This window comes from Kurthia huakuii LAM0618 (assembly GCF_000505545.1).
GTDB classification, from domain to species: Bacteria; Bacillota; Bacilli; order Bacillales_A; family Planococcaceae; genus Kurthia; species Kurthia huakuii.
This window is the reverse complement of record NZ_AYTB01000013.1, coordinates 46,940-64,823: the sequence shown is the minus strand read 5'-3', so window position 1 is coordinate 64,823 and position 17,884 is coordinate 46,940. Positions and strand designations below refer to the sequence as shown.

Below are 17,884 nucleotides of genomic sequence, written 5' to 3'. Positions count from 1 at the left end.
TATTACATATATTTTTCTAATTGTGCAATCGTTGCGTGGCTAACTTGTTGCTCCTCTAACACTTGCTTTGCTTGAAGCCACTCATGATTGCTTGTACTCTGCTCGATTTTATTTAATAGCTGTGCAGCGCATAATGTTCGTTCATGTATTGAGGATTTATCAATATCTTCAAGAAATGTCGTTGTTTCGACTAAACATTGCGGAAAATACACCGCAACTTTTTCTAATACTAAATGTTTCAACGCTAAATACGTACGTTCTACATCAATTAAGTTTGTCACGAGCTCCCCACCGTTCTAATTTTTGAATGATGTTATTTAAATCATGGCCATGCTGTTGTTTAATCATTAAAAACGCATCAATTTCCCTTAATAAATAAGGCATCCAATCTGAAATAACTGGTCGATTTTGCAGCCAATAAATATTGAGCATGTCTACTGCGATGCTGTCTAATATCAAATGACTTTCTTCTTGCTGTCCACTATTAGAATTTAATAATTTTAATGTGTGATGCTTTGGAACTGTTGGATATAATTGTGGTGCAGTTGTGCGATTTTTTTTAGGACTAGCAGGTAACATATCCATCATTAATTGCTCATAATCAAAGTCTGTTAACACCACTTGATGTACGCCGTTAAAACGTTCTAGTGTACGAATTGGCACGGTCGATACAACACGACAAATTTTCTGCGCCAACAATAGCTCACGCGACCATCGCGGCAAACGATCCTTGACGAAAAGTGTCACGTTATACGGACTGTTCACATCTACCGCTTGTGGTGGCACATATGTAATCGCCAACCATTCGTTTAAACGATGCGTAGGGTTTTGCTCAAAAACATCGATAGGCTGCGTTTTTGATGGTATTGTGTGAAATAAATCAGTCTGTCCATACACAACTTCAGGCTCCCCCGTTATGTAAACACGCAATGTTTCATCATTCGCAAAACGGTGTTGTGGCGCTTCCTCTTGTCGAATAGCATTCCATAATGACACCTCAGTCGATATAGGCATACGATCGAGTTGTGTTGCAAGCCAAATAATCGCCTCAGCTGTGTAGTTCATACAAAGAACCCTCGATTAATTTGTTCATCTCTGCAAGCGTTGTTTGTTGTGCAGCTAACTGTGTTTCAACCGCCTTTAAATCGGTGTTTTTCAATTGTTCTAAAGCCGTCAATTGTTGGTGCCATTCATCTAGTTGAGCATCAAACTGTGCTGGGACCATTTGTTTAATGACGTGTAACATACTCGAAAATTGTAAGTTAAACCATTCGTTTAATTGTTGTTCTTCGTCTTTTAGCACGGTTGTAATATGTTGCGAGATGGCTGATGCACGATGTTGTTGTAATGTACTAATTTTTTCTTGTTCATAAGCTTTTTCTAAATCTGCTAATTTTGTTTCAGCCTGTTGTTTCAATTTTTCACGCTTCGTTGTCAATTGTTGTTGTAATTGTTCATTTGCTGTCGCTTTTTCTTCCATGTCGTGCAGTTTAGCAAGGCGTTCATCACGCTCTGTTTCAATTTGTAACTTATTAGCAAAAAAAGCTCGTCGATGATGTAAATCTTCCTTCTCAGGTTGTTGGCGTCCTTCATCGATTTGTGTACCAATTTTTGTAGCAATCGTTTGCACTGGACTTGTCATTTTATCTAACGCTTGTGCACCTGCTACCCAAGCGCTTTTTTTCTCGCTAGAAGCGGCTTGCAAACCTGCTACAACAGTTTTTTCCGCTAATTCTGTCGCTGTTTTTTTAAGCGCCACTTTAGCTGCTGCTTTGGCGGCCTCTTTCCCTGCTAATTTTCCGCCAACTTGTGCTGCGGCAGTTGCTCCTGACGTTGCCACGGCTGCTGCTACTGATACACCAATATCGCCAACGAAGCCGATTACACCCGCAATTTTTTTCGCACGGTCCGGATCAAATGTTGGATCTTTAATTATTTTGGGAACGAACACTTCTGCTACTCGTTTAGATAATTCTTGAACTTCTTGTTCTAAATGTTGGCGTTGTGCTTCATTATTTTGAGCGGGCAACATCATATTTAATTGTTCTTGCGTTTCTTCAATGCGCTTAATATGTTTATTTTTTGCCAACTCGTAATGCATTTCTAGCTGCTCTAAATTTGGTTCACTAAGTTGGAAGCCTGCTACTTCTAAATTCAACTGTTGTAATGTACTCGCAATTTCTTCATTTGTCACATCTTGCACGCGCTGTTGGAGCTGTTCAAAAACGAGGTTACGTGTTGTTACAATTTGGTCTTCGAGTTGAACGACTAACTCATCAATAGCTAGCTCTGACGTTGCAAGCCTCATTAAACGTTTTTCAAGCTCCTGATAGTGCTTTTTGACAAAACTTTCCGCCTCGATTTCAATCTTTTCTAATGCATTATGCAACGTCGAAACTTTTTGACTCACTTCTAATTCAACTTGTTCACGTTGTAGCGCTAGTTCACGCTTTTTATCTTCAAAACCTGCTTCATCATGTGATAATGCCTCTGTTAGTATCGCTACTTGTTGTGAGACACGTTGCTGTTCATCTTTTAAAAATTGTGTCAGTGCATGTTGTAAACGTTGTTTTTTCACTGCCTGCGCATTCTTTTTCAAGTCTGCTACAAAGCCTTCTTTAAAGTTTTGTAAATTGAAACCCGTCTTTGCACTAACGGTGAATAATGGATAGTCTTTCCCAAGCTGCTCACGTAAATTTTGTGCGACATGCATTTTCAATTCTTCTATACTAACGCCTTGTGCTTCATTCACTTCATCGACTTTATTAATAACAAAACATAAGTTAGGTTGATAACGTAAAATATGTTTAATGTAAACGACATCTTCAAGTGTCAACCCTTGCCATGGCATGACGTAAATAACTGCGTCAGATGTAGTCAATGCTTGCTCTGATGCATCAATATGCGCTTGATATTTCGTATTGCGTCCCGGCGTATCAATCACGGTAAATGATGTCAGCCAGTCGGGTGATTGGCATTGAATATGTACATATTCAATATTTTCGATGTTGCCGCCTGCCTTTAATTGTTGCAGCTGCTCGCGCGTAATCATTTCCTCATGGCCATCAAAATAAACCGTTGTAATACAATCTGTGTCGCCACCTACAATATACGTTGGTAGTGCTGTTGTTTCATTCGTATGCGTTGGTAGCAATCCACGTTGTTCAAGCAACTCATTAATCAGCGCCGATTTCCCAACACTAAATGAACCAAAAACACCTAGCGTAACATTTTCTAGTTTGGCTTGTGCTTCAATCGATTTAATAAAAGCGCGGTCCTCTGGTTGTAGTGGTAATTGTTTAATTTGTTCTAGCATCGTTTCAGTCCCCCTTAAATTCTTGTCAATTCTAATGCTGTCAGTTCATGTTCAATTTTTTGGCTAATGTTCTCGATTTCTGTATGAATGTTGGCACGTTCTGTTTCAGAGTTTGTTTTTTGTTGTTCTAAACGTAGCGCGCGTTGTTGCACTTCAATTAATTGACGATCTTGACGTTGAATATAATCATCAATTTTTTGTTGCGCGATGTCCAATGTATCTAATCCACGCAAAAATGCACGATAGTCACGTTTAGCACCTGTCGCAATATTTGTGAGTTCACGCATCACTTTGCGGCGTTGTTGTTGCAGCTCGCGGTCTGATTGTTTCAACTGTTCATTTAAGCGATGCATAAGTTCTCGATTTTTTTGTTCGCGCAATTCTTGGCGTTCTTCGCGCAATTCTTCATGATTGCTATAATTGCTATTATTTTGGCCAGTAGCGATTACTAATTCTTTTTCTTTGTGACGTAATTCAGCTTGCTGTGCTTCATGTTCTTTTTTTAGATTACGCTTTTCGCGCACGAGCTGATCGTAATTCTCATTATCTTCGCTAACCATGCCCTTTTTATCAAACCAGAAGCGACGCTCTTTAATCGTGCCATACGTTTCTTTCGTTTGTGGTGTACTATTAATGAGTAATTCTTGGAATCTCATATCATCTTTTGCACTAGCTTCTTGATCCTTTTTCTCTTGACGCATATATTGTAATTCCGCTTCTAAGCGAATTTTTTCACGTAACTGTTCAGCATCTTCACGCAACTCTGCTTCACGCTCCGCAAATTTCAATTCCGTTTCCTTTACAACATCTTCATAGCTCTTCCCGTGACTAGCTTGCGTCCGAACTTGAATATGATGCTGTTTTGTCGTCGTATCATGTTCAATTTTCAATTCAAAATCATTGATTTCTTTGCGCATAACATCGTTGATTTCCATTGCTAAATCTTGCAGTTTTGTATCGAATACTTGTTGGAAATAGTTATTAAAATCCATCATGGCACTGTTCACAACATCTTCAAAATCCTCAACAATCGCAATCGCTTCCACATCATTTTTTACATCGTGCACTAATTGTTCGATTGCTGCATTGTATTCTTTTTCATTCGTTCGTACAACATCATTAAACGTTCCTTTTAAACGTGTAATTTCTTGCTTTAATTGCATGTTGCGCATCTCGGCTTCTTCTTGCGCGCGTTTAAATTGCTGTTCGATTTCTTCTAAATTATCGTTACTTTCCAAATGCACCTGATATTCTTTAAATTGTTGTAATAAGGCCGTATAAAATTGTTCAATTTTTTCATAAGGCGCCGCTAAAAAATCTTCCGCTTGCTCACCTTCAAATAAATATTGCTCTAAACGTTGCTCAAACGTCTCAAAACGCGACTCTTCTAGTAGCTGCGCTGCACTACTCTGCTCCCAGTGCATCGTTTTCACTTGTTGGTCGCGTGCTTTTAACGCTTTTAATGCACTCACCGGATGTACTTTCGCCATTGCTGCAGGAATGGTTTGATAGTCATTCGTTACAAGTGTACGCTCTAGTTGTTCAATCACTTCCGCTACTTCTTCAGGCGGCACAGCATCTAAACGATTCGACACAAAGAAAATGCGATCGATAGATTCCTTTAAACTTTGTAAAAACTTAAACTCTGTTTGCTTCCCTTGTTGCTCCATATTAAATAAAATAATGCTCGCATTTGATTTTTTAATTTGCGCACGCGTAATTTTTTCATGCGCTGGATTTAACGCTTGCAACCCGGGTGTATCGACAATGACGACACCATTTTTTAAATACGGCGAATCCACATATAAATCAACATGATGAATATTTTTACTAACATCTTCTAGTTGGCTCATCTCTGTCACATAATCTGCAAGTTGTTCATAGGGCACGATTACTTCATTCCCAGCCATATACACTACTTTAGCTACCGGCTCATCATTTTCACGATCTTTTAAATCATCAATTGAACGAATAAAGTTTACCGTTGCCGTTGTAGGTGTTACTTTTGACGGTAAAATTTCACGTTGCAGTAGCGCATTAATAAACGTCGATTTCCCTGTAGAAAACTCGCCAACAACAACAATTTCAAAACGATTATCTTCCCAATTTTTTTGGTGACTTTGCAACGTTGTAACCAATTGTTCAATGTTTACAACTTCATTGTATTGTTGAAGACTTGCACCAAGTTCAATCGCATTGACAAAATAACGATTTAATTCTTCCTTACGCTCCTGAAAATTTTGCTTATAATCCATCTCTCTAACTCCTTCTTAATTTACGATTAAATTAGTTAGTTCCTGCTCTCTCGCATCCTCAACAAACTGCTTAAAGGCATCAAAAATGGCGCCGTTATGCTCATAACATTGTTCTTCTTGCTCGGAGACAACGAGTTGCCACTGCGCCTTAATTTCATGTGTATGCTCTGCGTGAAGCTTTTGTATTTCTTCTGCTTGCTCTGTAATCGTTTTATAAAGCGTCATTAAAAAAGCATCGGTCGCTTCATTTTCAGCTTCAAACAAATCATCTTTTTGTTGTTCAACGTTGGCGATTTGTTGATTAATTTGACGTTCATTTTGCTGTTTCAATTGATTGATTTTTTGCATCGCCTTATTTTTTTGCTGGTGGATTTTTTCGCTTTCACTTTGCCACTGTTCCTGAGCAGAATAATCATACCCAACAAATTTCTCTTTTTTAAAAACCCATACTCCTTTCGTTTCATAAATTGCCTCTCGGTCTGGCTGTTTTCCGAGCGCCTGCTGCTGTTCACGTGCTTCTTTTTTCACACGTTGCTCGGCGGCTGCAGCTTGTTTTTGTTCGTGTTGTTTTTTTGACGCTAACGTTTTCAGTTGTGTTGTAAAAGCCTCATTGCGTTGCTTACTTTCGTCACTTGCGAGCTCATATGCGCGGAAATTGCTCACATCATGTGCAATCGAAATTTCCTTTAGTTGAATATTTTTCAAAATGGAATCAAAATCATCCCATTTAATTTCAGTTTGTGCATCGACTTCTCGCAACAACGCTAAAAATGCTTGATCTTCCTGCTTTACTTTTTCATTGATAGCCTGCTGGAACAGCTCTGCTAATCGCACTAAACTTACATCCCACGTTTGATACGTTTCTTCGACATTATTTAAATGCGCAACATAGGTATTTTTTAGCTCCTGTAAACCAAACTGCGCCAATCCATAACGCGACTGCCTCATATCAAGCACAGTCTTTTTAAACGTACTATACGCTTTCTTGACTTTCGCCAAAATTTTCTTATTTTCAACTAACAACGATTCCTTATACGGGCGACTTAATTCCGCCACTAGCACATCTCGTTGTTTCAAATATTTTTCACCATAACGCAGCACGTCATCATATTGACCGTTTGTAATCGTACGCAAGCGATTTAAACGAAACAGACGCTCTTGTTCTTCGATATCCTTCGTTTGTTGCGCAATAACTTCCTCTGCCTCGATATCTTTTTTCAGTTCTTCGAAGTCATACTGAATCGATTGCAATTCAGCTTGTTCATATTCTCTCGTTTCCATGTACTGCGCAATTTTTTCTTCTAGTTTTAAAATATGCGATTGTTCTAATAATGATTGATTATGCTGTTGCTTCGCTTCTAATGCATCTAATGAAGAAACCCCTAAAATCTCGACATTTTTCAGTGCATCATACGGCTCTAGCTTCTGAATGACATCAGCCTTTACATCATCCCACTGCTCATCCATCACTTGATCTCGATTTGTCCCGACTAAGAAAATTTTCTTTTGCCGCTTCAAATATTCCTCTAGCAGTTCATAATCTTGTAAATCTAATCCTTTCGTTCCTAAAAATAAATAAATAATTGCCGATGATTCACGCAACTGCTCAGTCGTTGTTTGAAAGGCACTTGTCGTAATGGAATTAGCTCCTGGTGTATCAATTAAAATCAATTCTTCATTTAAAAATGACACCGGCCAATATAAATCAACAAAACGCAACTCATCTGTAAATGCCGCATCCCCTTGAAACGTCGTATATTTTTCCAAATCTTGAACATTAGTCAATGGAATACTTTGCGTTGATTGATTTTGAAACGTTAATACAATCTTTGCATCAGCCATCTGCGAGCAGTGGCGAATACGCGTCAATATTTTTGTAGATTCTAACTTTTTAGTCGCAAGTAATTTTTCACCTAGTAACGCATTTAATAATGCCGATTTCCCAACTGAAAACTGCCCAACAACCGCGATGCTACTCTCCATCTTTTGAAGTCGCTCTTGTAAAAACTGTAATTCACCACCCCAAAAGGGATCCTCATCATATCGCTCCATATACGACTGGATGATTCCCTTTAAACGCTTTTTTGATATAATTTTTTTCATTTGAATAAAAATCTCCTTATATATAAGAACTCATCAATGAATTATTTTTATAATTACATAAGACTAATTTTATTTACCAGAAATAATTATATATCATTATTTATTAATAATATATTTTAAATTTACTTTTCCATTGTATGTTTATCTATGTCCAATAAAACAAACAGTCCTATATTATTGTAAAAAAACAGGTTCTTCCGGACGAAAAGAGCGAAAAAAAGACACCGTATAAAAAATACTACGGTGTTGATTTTAAATTATTCGAAAAATTTTTTAAAGATAATTAATTTCTGCAATTATTTTTTATATTAAAATCAATCCTGCTATTACATACCGATAACACTTTTTCTTGGGTACTTTTATGAATCGTAATATTAACTATAAAAGCCACGAATCATTGATAAATCGTGTCACTCAATAAAGAGTGAGACAATAATATAAAGATTTTCAAAGCTATATCGAATCAAATTTCAATCCACTCACTCAATGAAGAGTGAGACACGGGCGCAAATCGAGCAAGTCTACAATACGTGATTTCAATCCACTCACTCAATGAAGAGTGAGACAAAAGAAATGCAGATACAACAAAAGTTGAAGCAATTTCAATCCACTCACTCAATGAAGAGTGAGACTTTAGTGCTCGAAGATGGTACACCTGTAGTATTAATTTCAATCCACTCACTCAATGAAGAGTGAGACGCTAGTATGCTCTTACCTATTATTCATTTATTAATATTTCAATCCACTCACTCAATGAAGAGTGAGACTAGAGCCGTTTTTCGTCAACAGCAAGGAAGATGTCATTTCAATCCACTCACTCAATGAAGAGTGAGACCAACAATTCGAACGAAAAGCAATTTACACGATGGAGATTTCAATCCACTCACTCAATGAAGAGTGAGACGGAGTCGGAATGGCCCCGCTCGGCGCGAAGTTACTTATTTCAATCCACTCACTCAATGAAGAGTGAGACAAGATAGAGTTTTGCTTTCCGAAAATTTCCAATGATTTCAATCCACTCACTCAATGAAGAGTGAGACTTGTTTAAAACGGTGTTTTGCAACAATCCTGTCTTCGATTTCAATCCACTCACTCAATGAAGAGTGAGACAACAGAGCGCGGCTTAGATAGCGGACTGGTTGCTATTTCAATCCACTCACTCAATGAAGAGTGAGACCACGTTGACACATTATGCAAAAACGTCATCAAAGTTATTTCAATCCACTCACTCAATAAAGAGTGAGACGGTAGGATAAACCTATTATAATTCTTTGATGTTGAATTTCAATCCACTCACTCAATAAAGAGTGAGACTCGAAAATCAAGATTCATGCATTGCATGGTCGGGTATTTCAATCCACTCACTCAATAAAGAGTGAGACAAACGCACAATTTCACCAGCCTATATTGAACATCCAATTTCAATCCACTCACTCAATAAAGAGTGAGACAACCGTTAACAATGCAATCGCCAATCACAGAAGTATTTCAATCCACTCACTCAATAAAGAGTGAGACTAGCTAACCTTGGTGTCGGTAATGGGACACTAAAATTTCAATCCACTCACTCAATAAAGAGTGAGACCCTACACCTGGATAACCGCTAGTGTTATTTTTGATTTCAATCCACTCACTCAATAAAGAGTGAGACGAACAATATGCTTGCGGCACAACTGCAAAAGCAATTTCAATCCACTCACTCAATAAAGAGTGAGACTGTGATTTTTGAATCGATACATGATAGCCGCCAGTATTTCAATCCACTCACTCAATAAAGAGTGAGACGGCGAACGCTTAATAAATTCAGCTGAATTTATCATGAATTCACTATTTCTTTCTAAACTTTTTCTATTTAAAGAGAACAAACATGATTGCTTTCTTTAAACAGTTAAAAAACGGGTGCGAATACACTAGGGATTTTATGAGCGCTTCCTATTCGCACCTTTTTACCTATTATACAATGTACGCCTTCTTTTTCCTAACCTCTTCCGAAGAAATGGCTTTCGCAATATGAGTCCTCCACTAAGTAACATTTAAAAATCGAATCCCCTCTCACAAATTAGCTCTCACCTCAAGAAGCGTGTTTTCGATACGACATATTTCTGAATATGCGTCACGTTTAAGTAGATACGCCTAGAAAAAAGCGAATCATTTGCTGATTGTTGTCATTTTCTCAAATAACTACTACTTGTGTGGCGATAGTTACGACAACTTTGTAACGTGGCCTCCTCAAAAGCGGACAAAAAATGCCCGTTACGATTCATTTTTGACCCCATTTCTACCGATAACGGGCTTTTTCCGCACAAACACTTTGCTAGATCGAGTGCAGCGTGTCGCATTTTTTATTTTTTTGAATAAATGACAGCATTTTTTCAAACGCGCAATTTTTCGTGCGAAAACCGACCGTCAGAGCGCCAAAATCGACCGCTTTTGGCCTGTTTCGGGCAAAAACAGCACAAAATGATTTCTTAAAAATTGCAAGCATTTGTTTTTTTATCGTAAATAAAAATTTACGTTGACAGCTTTTTGCATGATGCTTACTAAAATCCCTTTTTTTCGTGCGTAAATAGACTTTGTTTGGCACTTATTTTCAATTATGTTGTATCCAAAACACGCTTCTTGGGCTCCTAGCTATTTTCTGATGAGCGATTCGTGAATGTGCGTGTGAAAAATAAAGAGCCGCTTCGAAATCATTCACCTCACCATTAGCCATTCCATATCAGCAACAGAATTCCTCTACATCAAAATATTTTATAACATTATCAAATTATACAAATATAAAAAGGAACCGCTTCTGCGATTCCTTTCCTCTTTACGTTGTAAATTTCCAAACGTTTTTAAATTTCGTCCACAAGCTACCCGTGCTATATGTCAGCACACTGCGGCGATAAAGTGCTACGGTCGCGACAAACACCACGGCCAATGTTACAAATAAAATCGCCAACGAAATGAGTGCCATACTCAAACTTAAATCCGTCGAGCTATAGCGTAGTGGCATCAACATGCCCGATGTAAACGGTACGAACGATAAAATTTTAACGAGTACGGTATCGGGGTTGGTCATACCATAGATTAGACTGAAAAAACCAGCCATCATGAGCATCATTAGAGGCATAGTCGCTTGACCCGCTTCTTCGACTTTCGATACGAGCGAGCCCATTAATGCGCCAAGCGTTAAGTATAATAATAATGTTAATAAGAAAAACGCGACAACAATCCAAATGTAGGCGCCTGATAAATCTTTCGCCATATCCGCTACTGATGACCATAAATCTGCCTTCGCTAATTTGAGACCAACGAGTGCTGTCACAACGAGAATGACAATTTGCGTAAAGCCGATTAAAAATACCGAAATAATTTTACCCATCAAATGTTGATTCGGACGAATTGATGCCATCAACACTTCGAGTACGCGTGAACCTTTTTCCGATGCAATATCAGTTGTAATCATCGATGAATATGTGATAACAAATAAATAAATTAAAAAGCCCATCACATATGACACGCCAATGCCAATCATTTTCGCTTCTGAACTTTTACTACTGTCATCTTTTTTTAGCGACACTTCGTCAATAACGGTTTGTGCGCTCAGTAATGTTTCCGCTTCTGCTGCCGATAAATTCAACTGCTGAATGCCATACAATTTACTCGCCGTATCAACATACGTTTCGACGGTTTGCTGCGTTGTCAGTGAGGGTGCTTCGTACGTAATAAACTGCGCACTTAATTTTTTATCCTTACCTGTTAAAATAAGCGCACCGTCATAATCGCCATCCTTGACCTTTTTTTCAAGCGCCTTTTTCGTTTCACTCGTCGCTTTAAAATGCACATCACCCTTTTCTGGGAATGTCGCACCTAACTGTTTCGTTTCGTCAATTAGTGCAATCGTCACATTGTCATCGCCTGAAAAGATATCTTTAACCGATGACCAATTGACCGCCACTAAAATCACCGCCATATAAAGTAGCGTCATGAAAATAAACGATTTTGCCTTCACTTTTTGCAAGTAGTTTTGCTTAATGAGCAGCAGCGTTCTGTCCATCTGTGCCACCTACTTTCAATTTAAAGATTTCATCAAGTGATAAATAATCCATACTAAATTTTTCGATATACTGCCCCTGTCCGATACGTTTAAACAATGCCGGGCCATATGTTTCATCTTTTAAACGTAGTGTATAGCCATCATTCGTTTGCTGGACGCGCTCTACACCATCAAGTGCCGCAAGCTCCGATTTTGTCATAGTTGTACGAATGCGGAGATTAACTTTGCCATATTGTTGTTTCAATTGCTGTAAATCTCCGGAAAATAGTGACTTCCCGCGCTTTAAAATACATAGGCGGTCGCATAATTCCTCGACATTGTCCATCTGATGACTCGAAAATAAAATCGTCACGCCTTTGTCACGGAGCTCAACAATCGCAGACATTAATAATTCACGATTCACTGGATCTAATCCACTAAACGGTTCATCTAAAATTAAAAATTGAGGCTCGTGAATAAAGCTTGCAATCAGCTGCACCTTTTGCTGATTCCCCTTTGATAACGTTTCGGCCTTATCCTTCCGCTTTTCCTCTAGCTCAAAACGCTCAAGCCAGTAGTCAATTTTCGGCTTTAAGTCCTTTTTCTTTTTACCATGTAGCTCGCCGAAAAAGTAAAGCTGCTCCTCTACTTTCATTTGTGGATAAATGCCACGCTCCTCTGGTAAATAACCAAGAAAATCACGATTTAATTGGTTAACCGATTTGCCATTCCATAAAATTTCGCCTTCGGTTGTCTCTTGCAAATTTAAAATCATACGGAATGTCGTCGTCTTACCGGCACCATTTTGCCCGATTAGACCAAAAATCTCACCGCGATTAATCGTAAAATCAATCTGGTCCACTGCGATAAAGTCACGGTATTTCTTTGTGACATTCGACAGTACTAATGTCATCGTCTTATACCTCCTTCAAAAAATAACATGCTCTATTTCACTATACCCTTTATAATCACACAAAAAAAGGGACTTTATGATAAAAGTCCCTTCTTTCTGTTATCGGTAACCCCATGCCAACAATAGTGGCGTAATGTAACTCTCAATAAGTCCTGCTATAAGCATCCCTGGTGTTAAGACGAAAATTAGCTGGCGCACAGCCTTGTTGAGTTCTGTCCCGATTTGGCGATTTTGGAATTTCGAGAAAATCCATTTATAAATCGCATTATTCACTTTCATCGCAATGGCAATCGCAATAATAATCATCGGTAACTCGATAATGCCATGCGGTAAAATGCCAAGCACAAAACTTTTGAAAATGCCTTGTCCTGTACCATACATAATATACGCTACCATCCCGATCATCGCACTATTAACCGCAAATGTGATGATGTAAAACGGCAGTGGAATCAGCGCAAGCAGCAGCACTTGTGCACAAACCATCCAGTTGTTTGAAAAAATATGCCAAAATGTTTCATGGCTTGATTGCTTAGATAATTCTTCAACCGCTTCACGACCACCAAGCATATCCATAATTTGTTCCATAATTTTCATAACGTCGACGTTACTAATTGTTAGGCCGACATAAGTCGCTACAGCAATAATGACACCAATAATCCCAAATTGGCTAATCGCTTTACCATAATGCGTTTTCAACTCTTTATAAGTGCTTTTAATAATTGTTATCACGCCTTTTTATAAATTTATTATTTTATACAATTAAACTATTTAAAGTACCAGCACTTCGGTAGTTGTTTAACTAAAAAACCCCTCCTTTCTTCTATTATATAGAAAACACTCATTGCTTGCTGTCTAACAAAAAAATCGGCATCGCACATGCGATACCGACCTGATAGAAATTAGTGAGATGATGCTTCTTCTGCTTGCTCGCCATGTTTGGCAACGTAGCGTTCACGCGTAATCAAGCCAAATGGTTTGCCTAATGGTAAGAATGCAAAACCAAAGTGTTTGTTTAACACGTTAGCTCCTGCACCGTATAAGCTAACAATAGCGATGATGAATTCAGACCAAGCTGCTACTTCATGCATGCCGTGCTCCATAATACCAAATGAGCTAAGCGATAAACCTAAGAATAGGAAGTTAATCATAAAGAAGATAAAGAATAATACTTTGTTTGTTTCCATTGCACCGATTGTCATAAAGATCGTAAAGATTAAGTAACCTAAATAAACAAAGCCTAATTGTTTTGGATCAACTGCTGCAAATGATTCGCCAAGTAAACCAGCTTGTGCCATCCAGCTTCCACCAACTGCTAACCAGAAAAAACCGTATGCGCCAAATGCTGTCGCACCAAATGTATTATTTAATTTAGCATCGATAATTGATGCGTATAATTGCGCAAAGCCCCCAAGAAAAATCGCCCATGGTAAGACAAATCCTAATCCTTCTGTCCAACCTAATTTTTGTGATGATGCTACGAATGTGACAATCGCTAAACCAAATAAACCAATTCCTGATGGATCTGCAAGCGGCATGCGTACTGTTGTTACATTTTTCATATGTAGTCCCCCCTACTGCTGTTTCGTGCTGTTTTTTTCTTTCTAAACCAAATATTAACCGTTTTCATTAAATAATACATATTTTTGACACAAATAAGCGATTTTGCGACATTTATTAAGATTTTACTTACCCGAAAAAGAAAATAACGTTTCTAAACAGAAAATAATATTCCGAGCGAGCTATTTTGTGTACTATAACAGAAGGACATGAATTGACAATAAAATACTATTTTAATAATTTTTTGTTTCTTATACTAATACAGTTGTTATATGATTGAATTAGAGACAACAAATTGCGAGGTGACATTTTTGATTTTTTTAGAAATTGTACGAGAACAATGGTCGAAAAATCTTTCCTATACCATGTCTTTTCTATTCTCTATGTTAATTCTAATTTGGCTCTTGCCTTTTTTAATGCATCATTTTGTTATTCAGCAACTCGCGATTGCTGAAATTGCATTCATTATTAGCTTAGTAGCATTATTTTTGATTTTACTCCAAACACTATTCCACACATTAAGTGAATTACAGCGCCTCTATACCGAACGTGATATCGCTTTTTATTTACCGATTCCACTATGGCAAATCATTTGCAGTCGCCTGTTAGTTGAACTGTTTACTAGCACACTCGTACTTATTGGCGTAATTGCATCGATGCTATTTGCGCTACTACATGATGATGCATATTCATTACAACTCATCACAGCTGTACTATCACTAATGTTTTTCGTTATTCTTTATGCAATTTTAACGACATTAGCTTTATCACTCATCCTGTTCCCACTGTGGCATCTTTGCACAAAATATATCGGGAAATGGGGATACGCTATCTTTTTTGTATTGTTTATCGGCATGATGATGCTACTCTATCAACTTGAACAGTCTACACTCTATAAAAACTTTATTGAAATTGGACCAACTTATAACGGCATTTTTAAATTTGAAAAAGTTGATAGTGAACGCTTTTTAAACATTGAAGATTTTTATACGAATGTCTATATTGTCGAAGATGCCTTTATTTTTATATTCTCGGTGCTGTTCTTTTTTGTTGGACTTACATGGACAAAACGGAGTATGTTGAAATAACCATGCAACGTATGACGATGTTTAGCGTCTCGATAAGGAGGAATTTTACGTGTATACGATACAAAATTTAAGTTATGCCTATGGTTCAAAAATAGTGTTGTCAAATCTATCATTTACGCTACCTATCGGCAAAATCATTGCGCTAGCAGGTGAAAATGGCAGTGGCAAATCGACACTGTTGCGCTTGCTTGCAGGTACAATGCAGCCGACTACCGGCAACGTTTTATACAATCAGCAAACAGTAGATAATACGATTTCAAAAGATGTTAGCTATATGCCCGATACAAATAACTTCTTCTTAAAACGCACTGGCGACCAAGTTTTTGAATTTTATGATACGGTATTTGATGATTTTTGCTTAAATAAAGCATATAAAATCGCTGAATTTTTAAAAGTAGACGGCTCAAAACTTGTAAAAGATTTATCGAAAGGACAACGAGGACGCTTAAAAATGGTAGTTGTACTCGCACGCAATACAACGTATTATTTACTCGACGAACCATTCAGCGGACTTGATCCAATCGTGCGCGATCAATTAATTGACGGCTTAATTGAATTTACAGACCGTACGCAACAAACGATTGTATTATCGACGCACGAATTAAGTGAAGTCGAGCGTATTATCGACGGCTTGTTGCTGCTTCATAACGGGCAATTATTATCGTATGAAGCGATGGATGCCATTCGCAAAGAATGGCAACAGAACGCAGTTAGCTGGATGAAATCACAATATGAGAGGGTGGACTAAATGGAGCCATTCGTACGCGTCAAAAATGTTTCAAAGACGATTCGAGGCAAACAAATTATTCAGGCAATTAATTTTGATTTAATGCCTGGACAAATTACCGGATTTATCGGACCTAATGGTGCTGGTAAAACGACGACAATTCGTATCATGACCGGACTCATGAAACCAACAAGTGGAGAAGTTGAAATCGGTGGCATTTCGATGCAACAAAATTTTAGTGAGGCAATTCGACCTGTTGGCGTAATTGTTGAAAATCCAGAACTCTATGGTTACTTATCTGGCTATAAAAACTTACTTCATTTTGCGCGCATGCACGATAAAGTATCGAAAGATGAGCTTGCTCGCATTATCGAACAAGTCGGTTTAACAGACCGCATCCACGAAAAAGTAGCAACCTATTCACTTGGTATGCGTCAGCGCCTCGGTCTTGCACAGGCACTCTTGCATAAACCAAAATTTTTAATTTTAGATGAACCAACAAACGGCCTCGACCCAGCCGGTATTCGCGAATTGCGTTTATTACTTCGCAAACTAGCCGATGAAGAACATGTTGCGGTCCTTGTATCGAGTCACTTATTAGCTGAAATTGAATTAATGTGTGATCATATCATTATTATTCAACGCGGTGAAATTATCGAAACACGTGATATTCGTGCAACACAACAAAGTCGTTATCGTTTTGAAATAGCTTCAGAAGCCTTAGAAATATTAACTTCATACAATTATACATTTAAACAATTAGAAAACTTTACGATTGTAGATATCGAACGCCAACACGTTCCAACGCTTATTGCACAACTTGTAGAACAAGGCATTGCTATCTATCGCGTTGAACCATATCATGAATCACTCGAAGATCAATTTTTACAAGTGACGGGAGGTGGCATGCATGTTCCAACTCATTCAAAATGAACGCATGAAACTGTGGGCTAAAAAAGGGACCTGGGTAATGGTAGCACTCCTCGTGTTAGCAATTATCGGTTATGGCATGTTATCTAATTCGATTGCTAGTGACCCAAGCAGTTGGAAAAGCGATGAGCAAAGTAATATTGCTATCAATAAAGAAATGATCAATGACGAAGGTGTTGATGCCGTCACGAAAAAAGAATTGGCCAATCAAATCGCTATTTCCGAATATCGCTTAGCTAACAATGTTGCGCCGCTTAATCCTTCAAGTATACAAGGTCATATGCAAACAGCGCCTTACTTTATGATGTTTGTTTTATTATTTGTCGTCATCATTGCAGGTGGCATTGTCTCAACTGAATTCACAAAAGGGACGATTAAAATGCTCTTAACACGCCCCGTATCACGGGCAAAAATTTTAGCATCAAAGCTGTTCACAGTCATTGAATTTGCGGTGTTATTGTCGATTATTACACTAGCGTTAAATTATGTTGTAGCCATGTTATTTTTCGGCAATGCGAGTGGCGCCAATTTAATCATTGAGAATGGCGTTATTTCAACAGTGAATATTTGGAAAGAAATTTTCATGTCGTTTAGCTTCCAATTTATTGCCGTATTAATGAGCATGATTTTTGCCTTTATGCTTGGTGTCGTGTTCCGTTCAAGTAGTTTAGCAATCGGTTTAAGTATTTTTATTGCATTGCTGTCAACAACGATTACGATGTTTTTAGTCAAATATGATTTTATTAAATTTATTTGGTTTGCGGTGCAAGATTTAGAAGGCATTTATCACGGGCAAGGGATTTTAGATGTAACGCTACCATTTGCATTAACAATTCAAGTTATTTATGCGTTCATTTTCTTAGCGATTGCATTCATCACATTTATAAAATCGGATATTACTGCATAACGTAAAAGGAAGGTACTCAAGTGCCTTCTTTTTATATTTTCATAAAATAATAATTGTATAATTCTTA

Annotated in this window: 13 protein-coding genes and 1 CRISPR repeat array; of the genes, 4 read left to right on the top strand and 9 right to left on the bottom strand. The window is 37.9% G+C overall.

The window, feature by feature from the left end; genetic code table 11:
• Positions 1-2: 2 nt before the first annotated feature.
• The 9 genes from V514_RS0110130 to V514_RS0110085 all read right to left on the bottom strand — a co-directional run bounded on the left by V514_RS0110130 (position 3) and on the right by V514_RS0110085 (position 14,167).
• Positions 3-281 (bottom strand): hypothetical protein, encoded by a 279-nt coding sequence (locus V514_RS0110130; RefSeq protein ID WP_029499835.1) that lies wholly within the window; start codon positions 279-281, stop codon positions 3-5.
• Positions 265-1,065, bottom strand: coding sequence for a hypothetical protein (locus tag V514_RS0110125; RefSeq protein WP_029499834.1), 801 nt, complete (start codon positions 1,063-1,065; stop codon positions 265-267). Before V514_RS0110125 ends, V514_RS0110130 begins: the two co-directional genes overlap by 17 nt.
• Positions 1,049-3,316, bottom strand: a complete 2,268-nt coding sequence (locus V514_RS0110120; protein WP_029499833.1) for a dynamin family protein — start codon at positions 3,314-3,316, stop codon at positions 1,049-1,051. The genes V514_RS0110125 and V514_RS0110120 overlap by 17 nt, the downstream gene beginning before the upstream one ends.
• Before the next feature lie 14 nt (positions 3,317-3,330).
• The gene (locus V514_RS0110115; protein ID WP_029499832.1) at positions 3,331-5,571 is read right to left on the bottom strand and encodes a dynamin family protein; all 2,241 of its coding nucleotides are present in this window, start codon (positions 5,569-5,571) and stop codon (positions 3,331-3,333) included.
• 15 nt (positions 5,572-5,586) lie between these two features.
• A complete protein-coding gene (locus tag V514_RS0110110) occupies positions 5,587-7,674 on the bottom strand; it encodes a dynamin family protein (protein WP_029499831.1) in 2,088 nt (695 codons plus the stop codon).
• Positions 7,675-8,141: 467 nt separating this feature from the next.
• Positions 8,142-9,459: a CRISPR direct-repeat array (repeat unit 33 nt; unit sequence ATTTCAATCCACTCACTCAATGAAGAGTGAGAC).
• A gap of 1,027 nt (positions 9,460-10,486) precedes the next feature.
• On the bottom strand, positions 10,487-11,716 hold the full coding sequence (locus V514_RS0110100; RefSeq protein WP_029499829.1) for an ABC transporter permease: 1,230 nt from the start codon (positions 11,714-11,716) through the stop codon (positions 10,487-10,489).
• Positions 11,691-12,608, bottom strand: a complete 918-nt coding sequence (locus V514_RS0110095) for an ABC transporter ATP-binding protein (protein ID WP_029499828.1) — start codon at positions 12,606-12,608, stop codon at positions 11,691-11,693. Before V514_RS0110095 ends, V514_RS0110100 begins: the two co-directional genes overlap by 26 nt.
• 99 nt (positions 12,609-12,707) lie before the next feature.
• Positions 12,708-13,337, bottom strand: a complete 630-nt coding sequence (locus tag V514_RS0110090; protein ID WP_029499827.1) for a stage II sporulation protein M — start codon at positions 13,335-13,337, stop codon at positions 12,708-12,710.
• Positions 13,338-13,507: 170 nt separating this feature from the next.
• On the bottom strand, positions 13,508-14,167 hold the full coding sequence (locus V514_RS0110085) for an acetate uptake transporter (RefSeq protein ID WP_029499826.1): 660 nt from the start codon (positions 14,165-14,167) through the stop codon (positions 13,508-13,510).
• Between the two features lie 381 nt (positions 14,168-14,548).
• On the opposite strand from V514_RS0110085, the gene V514_RS0110080 reads away from it, so the two are divergent.
• The 4 genes from V514_RS0110080 to V514_RS0110065 are packed head-to-tail and all read left to right on the top strand — an operon-like array spanning position 14,549 to position 17,817.
• Complete coding sequence (locus tag V514_RS0110080; RefSeq protein ID WP_152528963.1) at positions 14,549-15,253, top strand: hypothetical protein; 705 nt, start codon at positions 14,549-14,551, stop codon at positions 15,251-15,253.
• Between the two features lie 49 nt (positions 15,254-15,302).
• A complete protein-coding gene (locus V514_RS0110075) occupies positions 15,303-16,001 on the top strand; it encodes an ATP-binding cassette domain-containing protein (RefSeq protein WP_029499824.1) in 699 nt (232 codons plus the stop codon).
• Complete coding sequence (locus V514_RS0110070; protein ID WP_029499823.1) at positions 16,002-16,913, top strand: ABC transporter ATP-binding protein; 912 nt, start codon at positions 16,002-16,004, stop codon at positions 16,911-16,913.
• Positions 16,891-17,817 carry an ABC transporter permease gene (locus V514_RS0110065; protein WP_029499822.1) on the top strand — a complete coding sequence of 309 codons (927 nt, stop codon included), beginning with the start codon at positions 16,891-16,893 and terminating at the stop codon, positions 17,815-17,817. Before V514_RS0110070 ends, V514_RS0110065 begins: the two co-directional genes overlap by 23 nt.
• Positions 17,818-17,884: the final 67 nt, after the last annotated feature.

Excerpts from the sequence above, each read along its gene's own strand:
- V514_RS0110070 (WP_029499823.1), top strand. The coding sequence starts at position 16,002 with ATGGAGCCATTCGTACGCGTCAAAAATGTTTCAAAGACGATTCGAGGC.
- V514_RS0110065 (WP_029499822.1), top strand. The coding sequence starts at position 16,891 with ATGTTCCAACTCATTCAAAATGAACGCATGAAACTGTGGGCTAAAAAA.
- V514_RS0110100 (WP_029499829.1), bottom strand. The coding sequence starts at position 11,716 with ATGGACAGAACGCTGCTGCTCATTAAGCAAAACTACTTGCAAAAAGTG.
- V514_RS0110085 (WP_029499826.1), bottom strand. The coding sequence starts at position 14,167 with ATGAAAAATGTAACAACAGTACGCATGCCGCTTGCAGATCCATCAGGA.
- V514_RS0110080 (WP_152528963.1), top strand. The coding sequence starts at position 14,549 with ATGTTAATTCTAATTTGGCTCTTGCCTTTTTTAATGCATCATTTTGTT.
- V514_RS0110110 (WP_029499831.1), bottom strand. The coding sequence starts at position 7,674 with ATGAAAAAAATTATATCAAAAAAGCGTTTAAAGGGAATCATCCAGTCG.
- V514_RS0110120 (WP_029499833.1), bottom strand. The coding sequence starts at position 3,316 with ATGCTAGAACAAATTAAACAATTACCACTACAACCAGAGGACCGCGCT.
- V514_RS0110125 (WP_029499834.1), bottom strand. The coding sequence starts at position 1,065 with ATGAACTACACAGCTGAGGCGATTATTTGGCTTGCAACACAACTCGAT.
- V514_RS0110095 (WP_029499828.1), bottom strand. The coding sequence starts at position 12,608 with ATGACATTAGTACTGTCGAATGTCACAAAGAAATACCGTGACTTTATC.
- V514_RS0110115 (WP_029499832.1), bottom strand. The coding sequence starts at position 5,571 with ATGGATTATAAGCAAAATTTTCAGGAGCGTAAGGAAGAATTAAATCGT.